Consider the following 19131-nt stretch of genomic DNA (forward strand, 5'->3'; position numbering starts at 1 on the left):
CCATCGAAAAGGTTCTCCGTGAGAAAAAGGAAGAGCTAAATATCTTTGGCGAGATGAAATGGACCAAGGTTACCAAGGAATATCAAGAGAAATACGTTGAGTTTATCCGATTGTTTTTCGATTTTGTGGCGAGCGGTCGAATCAAAATTCGAATCATGTTTACCCAGAACTATCATAAGCCAAAGAATCTGACCGACGAGCACCGCGAAAACGAGTACTATCTACTCTATTATCAGATGCTAAAGCACGCGTTCGGACTGAGGCATTGCAACCCGAATGGAATCGACAGGGTTTTTATCGCCACCCTGTTGGACGACATGCCGGACAACAAAGAGAAGATTGAGCGCTTCCGCAATTACATATGCAGCATATCGCAGACCAGCGCCTTTTCGGGTTGCGGCGTGTTTTTCCCGAAGGACCAGATAGCGCATGTCAATTCCCATGAGCACGATATCCTGCAAGGCTTGGATATCATCCTGGGTTCCATGTTTTTCCGCCTCAACGATCTCCATAAAGCGAAACCAGACGGTGCCAAGCGTCGCGGCAAACGCACGTTGGCAAAGGAGGTCGTCTACAAGGAAATTAACCGGCTAATTCGTGGGATCTACCCGAACTTCAATATCGGCGCGAACACTGGTACGCCGAATGGTTATATCGACCGATGGGAGCAGCCTTATCGCCATTGGCGATTTGTGCCTAAGGAGTTCGACATTGACGAGGAAGCGGTAAAGCCCCGCTAAGGCCTACGTAAATACTCCTAGTGGAACTAGAAGCTTCGACCAAAGCAGGGCTCACGACTCAAGATATAGCGTTTTCGGCCCGATTCAAGACCATTAGGCTTGACATAGTAAAAAAAGTCCCTAATATCGGCGCGCCGCCCACAAGTTTTCGTTCCGTTACCGAAACTTTCGCCGTTTGTTTCGCCAGCGCGCCTCGCCTTTCCAAAGTGGTAGGTCGAGCTGGACCGGCTTCCGGTAGTGATTATGCTTCGCGGTAACGAGGCCCCTGATAGGTGAGYCGCTTGCCCTTGGCGCCCTTCAGGGCCACCAGCGCCCGCACCGCGTCATCAATGCCCATGGCAGTACGATGGCTGTAGCGGAAGTCAAATTCCGCCAGGTAGCGGTGCAAATGGTGTTCGGCGCAATGCTGATAGACGCCCTTCATGCCGCGCTTGAAGATCGAAAAATAGCCTTCAATCGTGTTGGTGCGGATGTTGCCGCGAACGTACTCGTCCTTGGAATGCGTGACGAACTCATGCGAGGCGAAATCCTGGCTAGCGCGGCGATAGATGCCGCTCTCGTCGGTCATGAGCGCACTTTCCTTGGCGATGTTGGCACGGACGATAGGCATGACATTGCCCATGCGGGCCGTATCGACATGGAAGGAACGGGCTTTGCCGCCGCGTTCGACCAGCGTAACGACCGTGTTCTTGTGAGCGCTGCCGCCCTTCTTCACAGGCGTACCGGCGAGACGACCAATGTAGGTTTCGTCCACCTCTACGAATTTGCCGACGCCGMCCATGGGGGTGAAGTCATCCGAGCGCATGGCTTCGCGGATGCGATGGCACAGGAACCAGGCTGTCTTATAGGTGCATTCCAGAACGCGGTGCATCTGGTGGGCGCTGATACCCTTCTTGGACGAGCACATAAGGTGGATGGCCTGCAACCACTTGTGGAGCGGGAGGTGGGTTTCCTCGAAGATCGTGCCCATGYGGACGGTGAACTGCGAACGGCAGGCACCGCACTTGTAGAGGCCGTGGCGCTCGACACCGTGCGGGTTCTTCTTCGAGGGCTTCGAGCGGACGCCGGCCAGCTTGTAGTGCTTGTCCATCGAACYGCACTTCGGGCAGACCGGACCCTGCGGCCACAACATGCCCTCGACATGCTCAAATGCGGCGGCTTCGTCGTGGAAGTAGGGGCGGGACAGGATGGACATGGCGATAACTCCTTGGATTCGTTATCGYATCATTCGTTGGGTTTGTCAAATATATAATCGCCGTCGCTAGGCGGGTTCAAACCGTGAACAAAATCTGGCATGGTGGCTGCCATGCCTATCGTTTCCCCGATTCCCCTCAACCCTCTGATCGACGGCCGCYAGTCGGAGCGCGCCATGCTGGTGCGGCGCGGCGTGCAGCGCTTGCTCACCGAAATGGGCGCGCATGTGCTRCCGGAGCTGTCCTTGGCAACCGGCCGTCGCGCCGATCTCGTCGCGCTGACCCGGCAGGGCGACATCTGGATCATCGAGATCAAATCCTCGATCGAGGATTTTCGGGTCGACCGCAAATGGCCGGACTACCGGCTGCATTCCGATCGCTTCTTCTTCGCCACCCATCCCGGCGTGCCGCAGGAGATTTTTCCGGAGGAATGCGGCTTCATCCTCTCCGACGGCTACGGCGCGGAGATCCTGCGCGATGCGCCGGAGCACCGCATGGCGGCGGCGACGCGCAAGGCGCTGATGCTGAGGATCGCGCGCGCGGGCGCGGCGAGGCTGCTTGCGGCGGAACTCGCCGGCGTGGCGGTGCCGGCGCTGGACGGCGAGAGCGAATAACGCCCCAGTTCCTCGCGTCGCTGAGGTCGTCCCCCGCTCCGTCCCGGCTTCGCCGGGCCACCTCTCCCCCGCTTTCGCGGGGGCAAGGAAATGAGCGTCGAGGGCCGCCCTACTCCACGTCCTCCTCCGCCCCAGCCGCCGCCGGCGCGGCGAGYAGCACGGCAGCGCCGAGGAGTGCGGCAACCAGCGAGCCGGCGAGGATGCCGACCTTCACCGCGTCCTGAAGCGCCGCGTCATTGGCGAAAGCGAGCAGGCCGATGAACAGGCTCATGGTGAAGCCGATGCCGCACAGCAGCGAAATGCCGATCATATGCAGCCAACCGGCATGGGCCGGCAGGTCGGCGAGGCCGAGCCGGATGGCGATGGCCGAGGAGGCGAAGACGCCGACCAGCTTGCCAAGCACAAGGCCCGCCGCAACRCCCAATGTCAGCGGCTCGATCAAAGCGGCGAAGCTCAGGCCGCCGAGGGACACGCCGGCATTGGCGAAGCCGAAGATCGGGATGACGATGAACGGCACCAGYCTGTGCAGGCCGTGTTCCAGCCGGTGCAGCGGCGAATGCTCCTGATCGTGGCTGATGCCGGGCGCGCGCTCGAGCGGAATGGTGAGCGCCAGAGCCACACCGGCAAGCGTGGCATGCACGCCGGATTTCAGCACCAGCACCCAAAGCAGCGCGCCGAGCACGAGATAGGGTAAGAGGTTCATCACCCGCATGCGGTTGAGCGCGACAAGCACGGCAATGGCCGCGAAGGCCGCCGCCAGATAGGCGAGCGACAGGCCGCTTGTATAGAACAGCGCGATGATGATGACGGCGCCGAGATCGTCGATGATGGCCAAAGCGGTGAGGAACACCTTCAGCGAAGCCGGCACGCGGCTGCCGAGCAGCGACAGGACACCCAGCGCGAAGGCGATGTCGGTGGCGGTCGAGATCGCCCAGCCTGCCAGGGCGGCCTGGTTGTTCCGGTTGACGGCGACATAGACCAGCGCCGGAACCAGCATGCCGCCGGCGGCCGCGATGCCCGGCAGCACGCGGCGCGGCCAGGTCGAGAGCTGGCCGTCCARCATCTCGCGCTTGATCTCCAGCCCGACCAGCAGGAAGAACACCGCCATCAGCCCGTCGTTGATCCAGTGCGAGACGCTGAGCGGTCCGAGATAGGCGTGGAGGACGGCGAAATAGGTTTCGGCGAGCGGTGAATTGGCGACGATCAGAGCAAGCGCGGCAGCCGCCATCAGGATGATGCCGCCGGCCGCCTCGCTGTCGAGAAATTCGCGAAGGATCGATTTCGGCCGTTGGTCCAAATCCTGCATGCCGCCTCTCGTRCCGCCTGTCCGCCGGCGCGATGATGCTCAAACTTCAACGGGCGGGCAAGCATGGGCARCCTAATCTCCGCAATTGGCTCGGCCCTTTCATCTTACCTTGCCGGGCGCCGGCGCCRCCCCTCACCTGCCTGCCAGCACCCTCTCCCCATTCAACGGGGAGAGGGGCGCTCTCATCGCCCGTTTCGCCTACTGTCAGCGTTAGCGCCCTTCTCCCCGTCACTATACGGGGAGAAGGTGCCGGCAGGCGGATGAGGGGCAGCGCCATCGTCTGAGCGCCTGGCGATCCTCAGCGCGGCGCGCGCTTGGCGAGGATGCGCTGCAAGGTGCGGCGGTGCATGTTGAGCCGGCGCGCGGTCTCGGAAACGTTGCGGTCGCACATTTCGTAGACGCGCTGGATGTGCTCCCAGCGCACGCGGTCGGCCGACATCGGATTTTCTGGCGGCACGGCGCGTTCGCCCGCGGTGCGGGTGAGCGCGGCGAAGACGTCGTCGGCGTCGGCCGGCTTCGACAGGTAATCGACGGCGCCGAGCTTCACCGCCGTCACTGCGGTGGCGATGTTGCCGTAGCCGGTCAGGATGACGGCGCGGGCATCGCTGCGCTTCTCGCGGATGGCGGCGACCACGTCGAGGCCGTTGCCGTCGCCCAGCCGCATGTCGACCACCGCATAGGCCGGCGGGTGGGCGCGCGCCTTGGCGACGGCCTCTTCTACGCTCTCCGCCGTCTCGACCGCGAATCCCCTGGTTTCCATGGCGCGGGCAAGTCGGGTGAGGAACGGCTTGTCGTCGTCGACGATCAGCAGCGAGGTGTCCTCGCCTTCTACCATTGCGCCGGTGGGTTCTTCTGCGCTCATCGCCTTCAGAGTTCCTGCTGCCTTAGAGCGCGTCGGTCGAACGGATTTCGGAAGGCGCGCTTTAAGTCCTTGTTTCCATGCATGCGGTTTCCCAAACCGCTGCGCGGTTCAGGATGACATGCGTTAATTTTACGCAGATACAATTCTGCAACAGCAATGTCCAATTTTTAGAGCCGGCAACAAAGCTGCCATGCGCCAAATGCATAGGCTCAGGCATTGTCGAATATGGTCCCGGACAGCTGCTCGGGATTGAGGAAGACGCTGCGCGGCCAGGTGATCTGCACCACCGCGCCCTCGCCGAGCCCGCTCGAATTGCGGAAGTCGAGCGTCGCGCCGGAGCGCTCCAGCAAGGTCTTGGCGATGAAGAGCCCGAGGCCAAGGCCGCCGCCGGCCTCGGTGCCCTGGCGCGTCGACATATAGGGCTCGCCGATGCGATCGATGATCTCGGGCGGAAAACCCGGGCCGTCGTCGGTGATGGCGAAGGCGACTTCGTCCTCGTCCCATGTCCAGCTGACGGTGACGCTGCTCCTGGCAAAGTCGACGGCGTTCTCGACCAGATTGCCGAGCCCATAAATGACGCCGGGGCTGCGCTGCCCGATCGGCTCCGGGCCGATGCGCTCGCCGGGACGCAGCCGGATCGAGATGCCGAAATCGCGATGCGGCGCCGTCACCTCCTCGACCAGCGAGGTCARCGGCAACCGCGAAAGGTGCTGCTCGCCTTCCGTGGACAGGCTGGTGAGCCGCTTCAGGATCTCGCGGCAACGCTCGCTCTGCGAGCGCAGCAGTTTCACGTCCTCGGCGAATTTCGGATCCCCGCCGAGCGCCTTTTCCATTTCCTTGGCAACGACGGTGATGGTGGCCAAAGGCGTGCCGAGCTCATGCGCGGCGGCGGCCGCGAGCCCGTCGAGCGCGGAGAGATGCTGCTCGCGCTGCAGCACCAGCTCGGTGGCGGCGAGCGCATTGGCAAGCAGACGCGCCTCCGCCGCGACGCGGAAGGCATAGATCGCGGTGAAGGCGATCGAGGCGAACACCGCCATCCACATGCCGGCGACATAGATGAACGGCATCGGCAGCGGCGAACCCTGGTACCAGGGCAGCGGCAGATGGAAGAACACCAGCAGCGTTGCCGCCACGATGACGAGCGTGCCCAGCACCGCTGTGAGGCGCAGCGGCAGCGATGCGGCGGAGATGACAACCGGCACCGAGAGCAGCACCGAGAACGGGTTGGTCAGCCCACCCGTCATGTAGAGCAGGCCGGCGAGCTGCAGGCTGTCGAAGGTCAGGATGGCGAAGGCGGCGAGYGGGGCGAGCCGATGTGCCGCCGGATAGCGGAAGGTGAGCCAGAGGTTCATCCAGGCCGAGCAGGCGATCAGCGCGAAGCATGTCGGGACGGGCAGCGGGAATTCCAGCCCGTAGGCGACGACAAGCACGGTCAGGCTCTGGCCGACAATGGCGAGCCAGCGCAGGCGGATCAGCGTGTTGAGCCGCAGCCGCTGGCTCTGCTGGGTATCGGGCGGGCGCACAATGTTGATCATGGCCAAGGATTACAGCCGCTGGCGCGGAAACGATAGACCAACGTGACCTCTCCTACGTCCCGCGCGGCTTGGCGCGGCTGGTGGCGGCCGCCAGCAGCGGATTTTCCGGCCAGACGTGCTTGGGATAGCGGCCGCGCATATCGGTGCGCACATCGGCCCACGAGCCGCGCCAGAAGCCGGGAAGATCGCGCGTGGTCTGGATCGGGCGATGCGCCGGCGACAACAGTTCGAGCGTGAGCGGCACCGTGCCGCCCGCGATCGAAGGATGGCGGTCGAGGCCGAACAGCTCCTGCACGCGGATCGAAAGCACTGGCCATTCGCCGTCATAACGGATCGGCACATGGCTGCCCGAAGGCGCATCGAAATGGGTCGGCGCCAATGAATCCACCTTGCGCTGCAGGTCGTGCGGGACCAGCGACATCAGGGCCGCCATGAGCGTTGCCGGCTTGATCGCCGCGAAAGAGGCGCTGCCTTCGAGGAAGGGCAGCAGCCAGTCTTCGAGGCGGTCGAAAAGCGACTGATCCGAAACGTCGGGCCAGGGTGCGCCGAGACCGCGATTGAGCCAGCCGAGCCGCTGGCGCAGCGTTTCGGCCTCCTTGCCCCAGTYGAGCAGCGACAGGCCGTGCTCGCGCAAGGCGTCCAGGATGGCCCGATCCGCATYGGCGCCGGAAGGGGCCGGCAGCATGCGTTCGGAAAGCGTGATGGCACCAAGCCGCGCGGTCTCGCGCACGCGCACGGCGCGCCGCTCGCGGTCGAAGCTCAATTCGCGCTTTGTCTCGATGCGATCGGCAAGGGCCGCGCGGATGTCRGCCTCGTCGACAGGGGCTGCGGCCGTGATACGGRCATTCTGCGCCTTGCCCTGGATGTCGGCGACGACCAGCCAGGCCTCGCCGGCCAGCGGATCGGCGGCGTCGACCATCGCGCCGGAGCCGTTGGCAAGCACGAAGCGCCCGCGCTCGCCGCGGGCTCTCGCGACTCGATCCGGCCAGGCATGGATGAGAAGGGAGCCGGCGCTGCCCTCCCCCTTGTGGGGAGGGTCGGCGAGCGAGCCTTGCGTCGCAATGCGAGAGAGATTGGGTGAGGGTGGCGCGCCCGGCCTACCCCCACCCCGCTCCGCTTCGCGGATCGACCCTCCCCGAAAGGGGGAGGGTGAGGTGGCCTGCCCGGCCAGGCGCTCGGCGAGCTGCCGGGCGGCATTGGCGCGCGGCGATTTCTCACTGAGAAAGCGCATCAGCCGTCGTTCGAGATCGGCGCTGTCGCCGCCAAGGCCGCGCTCCGTCAAAAGCACGGCAAGGGTCGCCGCTTCGGGCGCCTGTCCGGCTCTCGCCGCTTCCGCCACCATATGCGCGAGCCGCACCGGCAGCGCCAGCTTGCGCATCGCAGCACCCGCTTCCGTCAGCCGGCCGGCGTCGTCGATGGCGTGCAGCGCTCTGAGCAACGCGCGCGCCTCGTTGAGCGCAGGCGCCGGTGGCGGGTCGAGGAAAGAAAGGCTCGACGGGTCGGCGACGCCGAAGGCGGCGCAGTCGAGCAGCAGGCCGGACAGATCGGCCTCCAGGATTTCCGGCGGCGTGAAGGCGGGAAGTGCTGCCGTCTGCTCGGCGCGCCACAGCCGGATGGCGACGCCAGCTTGAGTGCGCCCGGCGCGGCCGGCGCGCTGATCGGCCGAGGCCTTGCTGACGCGCACCGTCTCCAGCCTGGTCAGGCCGCTTGCCGGCTCGTAGCGCGGCAGGCGCGACAGGCCGGAATCGATGACGACGCGCACACCGTCGATGGTGATCGAGGTCTCGGCAATCGAGGTCGCCAGCACCACTTTGCGGCGGCCGGGCGGGGCCGGCCTGATCGCCGCATCCTGCGCCCTGTTGTCGAGCTGACCGTAGAGCGGAACGATGTCGGTATCGCCGCCGACATTGCCTTGAAGCCGCTCGGCGGTGCGCTCGATCTCGCGCTGCCCGGGCAGGAAGGCGAGCACACTGCCCTGCTCCGTGCCCAGCGCGGCGCGGACCGCCTTGGCCATGGCGTCCTCGACCGCCATGCCCGCCGGCCGCTCGTCATAGCGGATCTCGACCGGGAAAGCGCGGCCCTCGCTTTCGATCACCGGCGCCCCGGCCAGGAGCTGTGCAACGCGCGCGCCGTCGAGCGTCGCCGACATGACGAGCAGCCGCAGGTCCGGCCGGAGCGCGCCTTGCACGTCGAGCGCCAGCGCGAGGCCAAAATCGCCGTCAAGCGAGCGCTCGTGGAACTCGTCGAAGATCACCGCCGAAACGCCCGGCAGTTCCGGATCGTCGAGGATCATGCGCGACAGCACGCCCTCGGTGACGACGAGGATTTTCGTCCGCGCCGAGGTGCGGTTTTCCATGCGCATGGCATAGCCGACGGTGCCGCCCGGCTCCTCGCCGAGAAGCTCGGCCATGCGGCGCGCAGCGGCGCGGGCGGCCAGCCGGCGCGGTTCCAGGAGCACGATCTTGCCGTCGCCAAGCCACGGCGCGCCGAGCAGCGCCAGCGGCACCAGCGTCGTCTTGCCGGCGCCGGGCGGCGCCACCAGCACGGCGCTGCTGCGCTCGGCGAGCGTCTGCCCGAGAGCCAGCAGCACGGCGGATACCGGGAGTTCCGGCAGCGATCCTGTCTTCATGGCGCCCGCATATCAGCGGCCATGCACAGCGCGCAACCGCCCCGACGAATCACAGGCGGGTGCGCGTGAACGGGTTCCAGCGCACAGTGCCAAGCCGCACTTCCTCGCGCACCATGGTGAGCAGGCCTGAGGCGCCAAGCACAGCGAGGCCGACCAGCGTCAACGCGTCGGGATGTTCCTCGAAGAACAGCGAGCCGAGAACCACCGCCCAGACAATCTGCGAATAATGCGTCGGCGCGATCCGGTTGGCCGGCGCGTATTTGGCCGCCAGAAGCTGTAGCAGCTGGCCGCAGGCAGTGAAGGCGCCGGCCATCACCAGCCAGATCAGCTGCCTGCCGTCCGGCACGGTGAACGACGTTGCCGCCGCGCCAAGGCCGTTGAAGAGCAGGCCATAGCCGACTAGCACGCCGAGCATCGTGGTGCGCTTTTCCTGCTGCGCCAGCGAGCGCATCAAGATCACGCTGGCAGCGGCGAGGAAGGCGATCGCGAAGGCCGCGAGGTGGYCGAGATGCAGCTCGCGGAAGCCTGGTCTTACAACCAGCATGACACCGGCGAAGCCGGCCACCACGGCCAGCCATCGCCAGGGGCCGACTTTCTCCTTCAGGATGAGGGTGGAGAGGATGGTGACGAACAGCGGCGCCAGGAAGATCAGGGCGTAGACTTCCGCCAGCGGAATGGTGGTGAAGGCATAGACGCTGAGCACGCCGGACGCGATGCCTGCCCAGGCGCGGGCCTGCACGGCCCATGGCCGTCCGGTGCGCCAGAAGTCGCRCCAACGCTCACCGGCCGGGCGGGTGAAGAACAGGAAGCAGCCGGCAAACAAGGTTATGAAGAAGCCGATCTCGAAGACCGTGAACTGCCCGCCCAGGCTCTTGATGACGGCGTCGCTGCACGAGTAGCTTGCGTAGGCGATCAGGGCGAGCAGAATTCCGTTCGGCACGTTTCATTTCCGGGAGAAAACAGTGAAGATACTGGCGCTGGGGGCTCATCCCGACGACATCGAGATATTCATGTTCGGTACGATGGCCGCCTATGCCGCGCTAGGCGCAGAGCTCACTTTTGYGATAGCCACGGACGGCGCCAAGGGTGGCAGGGGCGATCCCCTAGCACTTGCCAGGGCGCGACGCGAGGAGGCGATCGCGGCGGCCAGCCTGCTCGGGGTCGTGCCGCGCTTCCTCGATTTCCCGGACGGCGCGCTGGTCGCGGACGCCGCGCTCATTGCTGCGCTGAAGGCGCTGATTGGCGAGGTGAAGCCCGATCTGGCGATCACCCATGCGCCGAACGATTATCACGGCGACCATCGCGCGCTGTCGGACGGCGTTCGCATCGCGGCGTCCTTTGCTGCACCGGTGCTGCACGCCGACACGCTCGGCGGCACCGGCTTCTCGCCGACGAACTATGTCGACATTTCCGCTCATTGGGGCATCAAGGCCGAAGCGATCCGCGCGCACCGCTCGCAGGATCCGGAGCGCTTCGTCGACGGCGCGCRCACGCAGAACGAGTTCCGCGCCGGCCAATGCAACGGYGCGCCCGGCGCGCTGGCCGAAGCCTTCCGGTTCGAACCCGTCTTTCCTTTCGCCGACATCCGCGAACTGCTTCCGCCGGCGCCGCCGGTCCGGCCGGTGACGGTGAGCACGACGACCGTCAGCTAGAGCGGCCGGATCGACCGGCGGTTATTTCCCAACGATTTCAAGCACCCGCTTCGTCATGCTGCGCCGCAGCAACGAATTCGCTTGCGTTGTTTAGTAAAACGAGCATTACTAAACAAATTACTAAACATCGGCAGCGCATCGCGCGTCATGTTCAGGCCCTTGGAGGAGYGAGGGTTAGGGCTTTTGAAACCGTCATCCGGACGCGTTTCGCAAATGGGAGGTAAGGCATGAAATCGACCTGGAAACTGGCGTTGGGACTGGCCTCGGCGACGCTCGCATCGACAGCCGTCTCGAACGTCGCGCATGCGGAAGACCTGACGCTTTGCTGGGCGGCCTGGGACCCGGCCAACGCACTGGTGGAACTGTCCAAGGATTTCACCAAGGAAACCGGCATCGGCATGAAATTCGAGTTCGTGCCGTGGACCAACTACGCCGACCGCTTCCTCAACGAGCTCAACTCGCACGGCAAGCTCTGCGACCTGATCATCGGCGACAGCCAGTGGATCGGCGGCGCCGCCGAGAACGGGCACTACGTCAAGCTGAACGACTTCTTCGACAAGGAGCACATCAGCATGGACGACTTCGTGCCGGCGACTGTCGTCGGCTATTCCGAATGGCCGAAGAACACGCCGAACTACTGGGCGCTGCCGGCCATGGCCGACGCGGTGGGCTGGACCTATCGCAAGGACTGGTTCTCCAAGCCCGAACTGCAGAAGGAATTCAAGGAGAAGTACGGCCGCGATCTCGCCCCGCCGAAGACCTATGACGAGTTGAAGCAGATCGCCCAGTTCTTCCAGGGCCGCAATGTCGACGGCAAGAAGGTCTACGGCGCTTACATCTTCACCGAGCGGGGCTCCGAAGGCATCACCATGGGCGTGACGAACGTCCTTTACGACTATGGCTTCCAATATGAAGACCCGAAGAAGCCATACGCGATGCAGGGATTCGTGAATTCGGCGGAAGCGGCGAAAGGTCTCGAATTCTACAAGGACCTCTACAAGTGCTGCACCGCGCCGGGCATGACCGACGCCTACATGTCGGAAGGACTTGACGCCTTCAAGTCAGGCCAGGTGGCCATGCAAATGAACTGGTTCGCTTTCTTCCCGGGCCTCTACAAGGACCCCAATGTCGGCGGCGACAAGATCGGGTTCTTCCCCAATCCTGCGGGGCCGCAGGCTCATTTCACCCAGTTGGGCGGCCAAGGCATTTCAGTGGTTTCGTATTCGGACCACCAGGACGCGGCGCTGAAATACATCAAGTGGTTCGCGCAGCCCGCCGTCCAGCAGAAGTGGTGGGAGATCGGCGGCTACTCGGCGCTGAAAGCGGTCGTCGAGGCGCCGTCCTTCCCGAAGAGCRCTCCTTTCGCTCCTGACTTCCTCCAATCGATGCAGATCGTGAAGGACTTCTGGGCCGAGCCGAGCTACGCCACCCTGCTGCAGGCAATGCAGAAGCGCGTCCACGACTATGTGGTGGCCGACAAGGGTACCGCGCAGGAAGCTCTCGACAGTCTGGTCAAGGACTGGACCCAGGTCTTCCAGGACGACGGCAAGATGTAAGGCTCCTCCCGAGCCATGACCCGGAGCGTCCCGTGCCGCCTTGGCACGGGACGTGGTTCAGATAAATTCCAACGTCGAGACTAACCAGTGACCGAAGCAGGACTCACCATGCTCGATCGGACTGCGGACAACGTTGCCCGGGCGACACCGGAGCCGTTGGCCAAGAAGATCCGAGGCGTCAGCGACAAAGGCCTCGCCTGGCTGTTCATCTCGCCGACGATCCTGCTGCTGCTCGCCATCAACATCTTTCCGTTGTTCTGGGCGATCTACCTGTCCTTCACCAACTACCGTGCCAACCGGCCCAACGAGGCGGTGAAGAATCTCGGGCTCGCCAACTACCGGCGCATCCTCRGCGACCAGGACATCTGGATCGCCATGCAGACCACGGCACATTTCGTCTTCTGGACCATCCTGCTTCAGACGGTGATCGGCTTCACACTGGCCTGGCTGATCGACAGAAAATTCCGCGGCCACGCCTTCTGGACCACCATCATATTGGTCCCGATGATGCTTTCGCCCGCGGTCGTCGGCAATTTCTGGCGCTTCCTCTATCAACCGCAGACCGGCCTGTTCAACTACATCGTCGCCTTTTTCGGCGGCGTCTCGCCTTCGTCCTTCGAGATGCTGGGCAGCGTGCAGCTGGCGCCATGGGCGATCATCATCGTCGACACATGGATGTGGACGCCTTACGTGATGCTGATCTGCCTCGCCGRCCTGCGCTCGATCCCCGAATACATCTACGAGGCGGCCGAGGTCGACCGCGCCTCCAACTGGCGGCAGTTCTGGTCGATCACGCTGCCGATGGCGCTGCCCTTCATCATGCTGGCGGTGCTGTTCCGCGGCATCGAGAACTTCAAGATGTTCGACATGGTGAACCTGCTCACCGGCGGCGGGCCTGGCTCGACGACGGAAGTCGCGTCGATCACGCTGAAGCGGCAGGCCTTCGAGAGCTGGCGTACCGGCTATTCCTCGGCCTTCGCCATTATCCTGTTCGTCGCGGTGTTCGGTCTCGCCAACATCTACGTCAAGGCGCTCAACAAGGTGAAGCAGAGATGAGCCTGACCACCGCCCATTCCGTCGTCGCGCCCTCGGCAAACTYGAAGCGGATCGCCGGCGCGATCGTCGTCGGCTACGCGCTGATCTCGATCGTGCCGCTRCTGTGGATCTTCGCGACCAGCTTCAAAACGCCGCCGGATTCGATCGCCTATCCGCCGAAGATCGTCTTCCAGCCAAGCCTTGAAGGCTATTGCAACCTGTTCACCACCCGCACCCGCCAGACGCCGGAATACATCAACTCGCTGGGCCCGGCGACGGGGCTCTGCGACGCGACGGTGCGCAAGCGCAACATGGTCATCGCCGGGCCCTCGAACTTCCTGCCGCGCTTCGTCAATTCGCTCATCATCGCCTTCGGCTCGACCTTCTGCGCGGTGTTCCTCGGCACGCTATCGGCCTATGGCTTCTCGYGCTTCAAAGTGCCGCTCGCGGACGATCTTCTGTTCTTCATTCTGTCGACGCGCTTCATGCCGCCGATCGCGGTCGCAATTCCCATCTACCTGATGTACCGCGAGCTCGGCCTTTCCGACACCGCGCTCGGCATGATTCTGCTCTATACCGCGGTCAATGTCTCGCTGGCAGTGTGGCTGCTCAAGGGTTTCATCGACGAGATCCCGCGCGAATACGAGGAAGCGGCGATGATCGACGGCTATACGCGGCTGCAGGCTTTCTGGCGCACCGTGCTGCCGCAGGCGACCACCGGCATTGCCGCGACCGCCATCTTCTGCCTGATCTTCGCCTGGAACGAATATGCCTTCGCCGCACTCTTGACCTCGGGCACGGCRCAGACCGCGCCGCCCTTCATCCCGACCATCATCGGCGAGGGCGGCCAGGACTGGCCGGCGGTGGCGGCGGGTACGACGATCTTCCTGGTGCCGATCCTGGTCTTCACCATCCTGCTCCGCAAGCAATTGCTGCGCGGCATCACCTTCGGCGCGGTGCGCAAATGAGAACGATCCAGACTRCAAAACGCAAATCGCGCTGGCCCCGCTGGGCGAGGCGCGGCCTGATGGAAAACATCGCCACCGCGATCATCGCCAGCGGCTTCCTGATGCTGTTTCAGCCCTTCGCGCTGTCGCTCTACAGCTATTCCTTCGTCACCATGCTCGCCGGCACGGTCATGTTCATCATCGTCTCGAAATTCCCGGGTTAGCCATGGYCGAGATCCGCGTTCAGAACCTGAGGAAAGCCTTTGGCGAATTCGTCGCCGTGCAGGATTCCAACTTCGTCGTCGAAGACGGCGAATTCTTCGTCATGCTCGGGCCTTCCGGCTGCGGTAAGACGACAACGCTCCGAATGATCGCCGGCCTCGAATTGCCGACCGGCGGCAAGATCCTGCTCGGCGGCGAGGACGTCACCATGCGCCGGGCCMGCGAGCGCGACATTGCCTTCGTCTTCCAGCTCTTCGCGCTCTATCCGCACATGAATGTGCGCAAGAACATCGGCTTCCCGTTGCTGGCRCAAGGCATGGCGCCGGCCGAGATCCGCACGAGGGTCGAGGAAACARCCAAGCTGCTCCGCATCGACCATCTGCTCGACAAGTCGGTCTCCGGCCTTGCCGGCGGCGACCGCCAGCGCGTCGCGCTCGGCCGCGCCATCGTGCGGCGGCCAAAGTGCTTCCTGATGGACGAGCCGCTTGGGACGCTCGATACCGAGTTCCGCGACCTGATGGTGCATGAGCTGCGCGAGCTGCACAACCGCATCCACGCCACCACGGTCTATGTCACGCATGACCAGATGGAAGCGATGTCGATGGCCGACAAGATCGCGGTGATGAACCACGGCGTCATCGAGCAGTTCGGCAGCCCGCGCGAAATCTACGACCGGCCGGCGACGATGTTCGTCGCCGACTTCATCGGCTCGCCGCCGATGAATTTCTTGCGCTTCAGCGGCGGTCTCGCCAGGGGCGCGAAGGAGATCATCGTCCAGGGCGCCAAGGTGGCGGTGCCGGAAGTGCGCGAGGATATCGCGCCCGCCGACATGGCGCTTGGCATCCGCCCTGAGCACATACGCTTCGACGATGCCTCGACGCTGCGCGGCGCGGTCTACGGCACCGAATATCTCGGCACGACGCAGATCGTCGCGGTGGAGACCGCCGACGGCATCATCAAGGCCCGCGTGCCGGCCGRCATCCATCTGAACCCCCGCGAGCAGGTCKGGCTGGCGCTGAGCAGCGCGCGGCTGTCGCTGTTCGAAAAAGGCACCGGCCGCGCGGTCAGGACCGCCATGCATGATCAGGCAGTGGAGGCGCGCCATGGCTGACGTCCACGTCCAGGGTGTGACCAAGAGTTTCGGTGACACCGTCGCGGTCGGCGATCTCGACCTTGAGATCAAGGACGGCGAGTTCGTCGTGCTGCTCGGCCCGACCGGCGCCGGCAAGACGACGACGCTCAGGCTGGTCGCCGGGCTGGAGCGGCCGGACAGCGGCACGATCCATATTGCCGGCCGCGATGCGACGGCGCTCTCGCCGGCCGAGCGCGACACCGCCTTCGTCTTCCAGCAATATTCGCTCTATCCGCATCTGTCGGTCTTCGACAATCTCGCCTTCCCGTTGCGATCGCCGGCGCGGCGTTTTCCCGAGGAAGCGATCCGCCGCCRCGTCGAGGAGGTGGCGCGCATGGTGCGCATCGACCACAAGCTCAACAACCGTTCGACAAGGCTGTCGGGCGGCGAGATGCAGCGCGTCGCCATCGGCCGCGCCTTGGTGCGCAAGCCGGCGATCTACCTGATGGACGAGYCGCTGTCGTCGCTCGATGCCAAGCTGCGCGCCGATCYCAGACTCGAGCTCAAGCGCATCCAGTCCGAGCTTGGCGCCACCATGCTCTATGTCACGCACGACCAGATCGAGGCGATGACCATGGCCGACCGCATCGGCATCCTCTCGGAAGGGGTGCTCGTGCAGATCGGCACGCCGCGCACGATCTATTCGGAGCCGGCTAACCTTCATGTCGCCGCTCGCCTCGGCCAGCCGGCGATCAACCTGTTGCCGGCCGGACTGCTGCCGGACGGCGGCGCGCCGACCGGCACGACGACGATCGGCGCGCGCACCGAGCATCTGTCGATCGAGAAAGCAGCAAACGGCCATGCCGACGGCGTGGTCGACTGGGTCGAGCATCTCGGCGACCAGAACCATCTGCATGTTACGGTCGGGGCAAAGAAGCTGGTGACGCTCACCGATCCCGACACACCGCTGGAAAAGGGGGACAGGGTGACGATCCGCTACCGCGCGCCGCTTTATTTCGGCTCGGACGGGCAAAGGCTGATGTAGCCGGCTCGCGAACGTCGCATCCGCCGCACACCGATTGACGAATAGCAGATACGGACTGGACGAAATCCATGAAACACTTTTTCAACCGCAAGGAGACGATCGTCACCGAGGCGCTCGACGGCTTTCTCGCCACGGCAGGCTCGGGCACGCTGGCGCGCCTCGACGGATATCCGGAGGTGAAGGTCGTGCTGCGCGCCGACTGGGACAAGACGAGGGTCAGCGTCGTTTCCGGCGGCGGCGCCGGGCACGAGCCCTCGCATGCCGGCTTCGTCGGCGCCGGCATGCTGACGGCGGCAGTCTCCGGCGAGATCTTCGCTTCGCCCAGCGTCGAGGCGGTGCTGGCGGCGATCCGCGCGACGACCGGCCCAGCCGGYTGCCTGCTGATTGTCAAGAACTACACCGGCGACCGGCTCAATTTCGGCCTCGCCGCCGAGAAGGCGCGCGCCGAGGGATTTGCGGTCGAAATGGTGATCGTCGGCGACGACATTGCGCTTCCCGACATCGCGCAGCCGCGCGGCGTCGCCGGCACGCTGTTCGTGCACAAGATCGCCGGGCATCTATCCGAAACCGGCCACGATCTGGCGTCGGTCGCAGCGGCGGCGCGCGCGGCGGCGAAAGATATCGTTTCGCTGGGTATCTCGCTCTCTTCCTGCTCGATCCCTGGCCAAGCGCATGAGGACCGCTTCGGYACCGACGATGGCGAGCTCGGCCTCGGCATTCATGGCGAGCCCGGCGTCGAGCGCATCGCCTTGCAGAGCGCYGGCAAGCTGGTCGCAATCATGGCGGAGCGCCTCGCCGCGCGGCTCGATGCCGGCAGCCGCTACGCCTTGTTGATCAACAATCTCGGATCCGYGCCGCCGCTCGAAATGTCGCTGATCGCCAATGCGGTGCTGTCCTCGCCGCTGGCAAAGGCGATGACGCTGACGATCGGCCCCGGGCATCTGATGACCGCGCTCAACATGAACGGCTTTTCGCTGTCGCTGATCGGGCTGGAYGCCGAGCGCGAGGCGGCGCTGCTCGCGCCGGTCGGCCCGCATGCCTGGCTGCCGGCGAAGCCGGTTCGTCCGCCGGTCGTGGTAGGAGCGGCCAAGCCTGCCAGTCACAGCGCCGCCAGGGCGGCGAGCCGCGACGCGAGCGCGGAGCGACYGATCAGCGCGATCTGCCAAAAGCTGATCTCGCTGGAAGAGACGCTGAACGGCCTCGACGCCAAGGCCGGCGACGGCGATACCGGGTCGACAGTGGCGACGGGCGCGCGCAGCGTGCTCGAGCGCATCGACACGCTTCCGCTTACCGACAAGGCCGCGACTCTCGCCACAATCGGCGATACACTGGGCACCTCGATGGGCGGCTCCAGCGGCGTGCTTTTGTCGATCTTTTTCACCGCTGCCGCGCAGACTTTGGGTTTCGGCGCAACTTTGCCCAAGGCGCTGCTCGCAGGCCTCGACCGCATGACTTTCTACGGCGGCGCCAAGCCCGGCGACCGCACCATGGTCGATGCGCTGGAACCGGCGCTCAAGGCGCTCGACGCGAGCGGGCTGGAAGCCGCGGCCAGGGCCGCCCGGCATGGCGCGGAGGCTACCGCCGCAATGCAGAAGGCAAAGGCCGGGCGCTCCGCCTATATCGGCCGGCAGCTTGACATAGCGGATCCCGGCGCTTTTGCAGTGGCAGAGGCGTTCGCGGCCGTGGCGGCCATGTTCGCCCCGGCATGAAGGACAGAGAATGGCCCCATCCGATTTCTCGAAACTGATCGCTTCGGCGGCGGATACGATCGCGGCGCACGCCGATGAGTTGACCGCGCTTGACCAGGCGATCGGCGATGGCGACCATGGGCTGAACATGAAACGCGGCTTCGAAGCTGTGCTTGCCGAGGCTGACGTAATCGCCGCGAAGCCGCTGCCGGACGCGTTGAAGGCGGTCGGCACCAAGCTGGTGATGACGGTCGGCGGCGCCTCCGGCCCTTTGTTCGGCACGCTGTTCATGTCGCTTGGCAAGGAATTGCCCGCCACGCCCGACCGCGCCGCGCTGACCGCGGCACTCGGCAAGGCGATCGAGGCGGTTTCAGCGCGCGGCAAATCGCAGCCCGGGCAAAAAACCATGCTCGACGTGCTRCAGCCGGTGTATGAGACGCTGGCGCAAGGCAAGCCGGCCGCCGAAATCGCCGATGCCGCTGACAGGGCGGCCGAGGCCACCGTGCCGATGAAGGCCCTGCGCGGGCGCGCCTCCTTCCTGGGGGAGCGCTCGATCGGGYATATGGATGCCGGAGCGCGCTCGACCGCGCTGCTGGTGCGCGCAATCGCTCAAGCGATCGAGGGTTCCTGATGAGCAATGTCGGTATCGTCATCGTCTCGCATTCGCCGCTGGTCGCCCAAGGCACAGCCGACATGGTGCGCCAGATGGTGGGCGACGAAGTGCCGCTTGCATGGTGCGGCGGAAACGGCCATGGCGGGCTCGGCACCAGCGTCGAGGCGATCATGGGCGCGATCGACAAGGCCTGGTCGGAAGCGGGTGTCGCCATCCTGGTCGATCTCGGTGGCGCCGAGACCAACTCAGAGATGGCGGTCGAGATGATCGRCGAGCCGCGCTCCCACAAGATCGTCGTCTGCAACGCACCGATCGTCGAAGGCGCGGTGATGGCGGCGACGGAGGCCTCCGGCGGCGCCTCGCTCAAGGAAGTGGTGGCGACGGCRCATGAATTATCGCCATCGTGAATGAACGGGAACCGA

General features: G+C 64.7%; 18 protein-coding genes. 12 read left to right on the forward strand and 6 right to left on the reverse strand.

What is annotated here, in order from left to right:
• A partial coding sequence (locus ORS3428_RS33175; protein ID WP_071094230.1) for a DUF3800 domain-containing protein occupies window positions 1-740 on the forward strand: 740 nt, incomplete at its 5' end.
• A gap of 241 nt (window positions 741-981) precedes the next feature.
• On the opposite strand, the gene ORS3428_RS02450 is transcribed toward ORS3428_RS33175, so the two are convergent.
• Window positions 982-1935 carry an IS1595 family transposase gene (locus tag ORS3428_RS02450; RefSeq protein ID WP_071094231.1) on the reverse strand — a complete coding sequence of 318 codons (954 nt, stop codon included), beginning with the start codon at window positions 1933-1935 and terminating at the stop codon, window positions 982-984.
• A 111-nt stretch (window positions 1936-2046) separates the two neighbouring features.
• Between ORS3428_RS02450 and ORS3428_RS02455 the strand changes: the two genes are divergently transcribed.
• A complete protein-coding gene (locus tag ORS3428_RS02455; RefSeq protein WP_071094538.1) occupies window positions 2047-2547 on the forward strand; it encodes an MmcB family DNA repair protein in 501 nt (166 codons plus the stop codon).
• A gap of 109 nt (window positions 2548-2656) precedes the next feature.
• On the opposite strand, the gene nhaA is transcribed toward ORS3428_RS02455, so the two are convergent.
• The 5 genes from nhaA to ORS3428_RS02480 all read right to left on the reverse strand — a co-directional run bounded on the left by nhaA (window position 2657) and on the right by ORS3428_RS02480 (window position 9819).
• On the reverse strand, window positions 2657-3853 hold the full coding sequence (gene nhaA, locus ORS3428_RS02460; protein ID WP_071094232.1) for a Na+/H+ antiporter NhaA: 1197 nt from the start codon (window positions 3851-3853) through the stop codon (window positions 2657-2659).
• Between the two features lie 298 nt (window positions 3854-4151).
• Window positions 4152-4715 (reverse strand): ActR/PrrA/RegA family redox response regulator transcription factor, encoded by a 564-nt coding sequence (locus ORS3428_RS02465; RefSeq protein ID WP_071094233.1) that lies wholly within the window; start codon window positions 4713-4715, stop codon window positions 4152-4154.
• Window positions 4716-4924: 209 nt separating this feature from the next.
• Complete coding sequence (locus tag ORS3428_RS02470) at window positions 4925-6250, reverse strand: ActS/PrrB/RegB family redox-sensitive histidine kinase (protein ID WP_071094234.1); 1326 nt, start codon at window positions 6248-6250, stop codon at window positions 4925-4927.
• Window positions 6251-6302: 52 nt separating this feature from the next.
• The gene (gene hrpB / locus ORS3428_RS02475; RefSeq protein ID WP_071094235.1) at window positions 6303-8879 is read right to left on the reverse strand and encodes an ATP-dependent helicase HrpB; all 2577 of its coding nucleotides are present in this window, start codon (window positions 8877-8879) and stop codon (window positions 6303-6305) included.
• A gap of 49 nt (window positions 8880-8928) precedes the next feature.
• Window positions 8929-9819, reverse strand: a complete 891-nt coding sequence (locus ORS3428_RS02480; RefSeq protein ID WP_071094236.1) for a DMT family transporter — start codon at window positions 9817-9819, stop codon at window positions 8929-8931.
• Between the two features lie 22 nt (window positions 9820-9841).
• Between ORS3428_RS02480 and ORS3428_RS02485 the strand changes: the two genes are divergently transcribed.
• The 10 genes from ORS3428_RS02485 (at window position 9842) to dhaM (ending at window position 19116) form a co-directional block, all read left to right on the forward strand.
• Window positions 9842-10531, forward strand: a complete 690-nt coding sequence (locus ORS3428_RS02485) for a PIG-L deacetylase family protein (protein ID WP_071094237.1) — start codon at window positions 9842-9844, stop codon at window positions 10529-10531.
• Window positions 10532-10758: 227 nt separating this feature from the next.
• Window positions 10759-12087: an ABC transporter substrate-binding protein gene (locus ORS3428_RS02490; RefSeq protein ID WP_071094238.1), complete on the forward strand. Its 1329-nt coding sequence runs from the start codon at window positions 10759-10761 to the stop codon at window positions 12085-12087.
• Window positions 12088-12195: 108 nt separating this feature from the next.
• Window positions 12196-13143, forward strand: a complete 948-nt coding sequence (locus tag ORS3428_RS02495; RefSeq protein ID WP_071094540.1) for a carbohydrate ABC transporter permease — start codon at window positions 12196-12198, stop codon at window positions 13141-13143.
• Entirely contained in the window at window positions 13140-14090 is a 951-nt protein-coding gene (locus ORS3428_RS02500; RefSeq protein ID WP_071094239.1) for a carbohydrate ABC transporter permease, read from the forward strand. Before ORS3428_RS02495 ends, ORS3428_RS02500 begins: the two co-directional genes overlap by 4 nt.
• On the forward strand, window positions 14087-14293 hold the full coding sequence (locus tag ORS3428_RS02505) for a hypothetical protein (protein ID WP_071094240.1): 207 nt from the start codon (window positions 14087-14089) through the stop codon (window positions 14291-14293). Before ORS3428_RS02500 ends, ORS3428_RS02505 begins: the two co-directional genes overlap by 4 nt.
• A gap of 2 nt (window positions 14294-14295) precedes the next feature.
• A complete protein-coding gene (locus ORS3428_RS02510; RefSeq protein WP_071094241.1) occupies window positions 14296-15402 on the forward strand; it encodes an ABC transporter ATP-binding protein in 1107 nt (368 codons plus the stop codon).
• A complete protein-coding gene (locus ORS3428_RS02515) occupies window positions 15395-16408 on the forward strand; it encodes an ABC transporter ATP-binding protein (protein ID WP_071094242.1) in 1014 nt (337 codons plus the stop codon). Before ORS3428_RS02510 ends, ORS3428_RS02515 begins: the two co-directional genes overlap by 8 nt.
• Before the next feature lie 68 nt (window positions 16409-16476).
• On the forward strand, window positions 16477-18117 hold the full coding sequence (locus ORS3428_RS02520; RefSeq protein ID WP_071094243.1) for a dihydroxyacetone kinase subunit DhaK: 1641 nt from the start codon (window positions 16477-16479) through the stop codon (window positions 18115-18117).
• A 10-nt stretch (window positions 18118-18127) separates the two neighbouring features.
• Complete coding sequence (gene dhaL / locus ORS3428_RS02525; RefSeq protein WP_071094244.1) at window positions 18128-18727, forward strand: dihydroxyacetone kinase subunit DhaL; 600 nt, start codon at window positions 18128-18130, stop codon at window positions 18725-18727.
• Window positions 18727-19116 carry a dihydroxyacetone kinase phosphoryl donor subunit DhaM gene (dhaM, locus tag ORS3428_RS02530; RefSeq protein WP_071094245.1) on the forward strand — a complete coding sequence of 130 codons (390 nt, stop codon included), beginning with the start codon at window positions 18727-18729 and terminating at the stop codon, window positions 19114-19116. The genes dhaL and dhaM overlap by 1 nt, the downstream gene beginning before the upstream one ends.
• The last annotated feature ends 15 nt before the right edge of the window (window positions 19117-19131 follow it).

Origin of the sequence: Mesorhizobium sp. ORS 3428, from assembly GCF_001854785.1 — a bacterium.
Taxonomy (GTDB): domain Bacteria; phylum Pseudomonadota; class Alphaproteobacteria; order Rhizobiales; family Rhizobiaceae; genus Mesorhizobium.

Coding starts and splice junctions, on each gene's coding strand:
- ORS3428_RS02465 (WP_071094233.1), bottom strand. CDS start 4,715: ATGAGCGCAGAAGAACCCACCGGCGCAATGGTAGAAGGCGAGGACACC.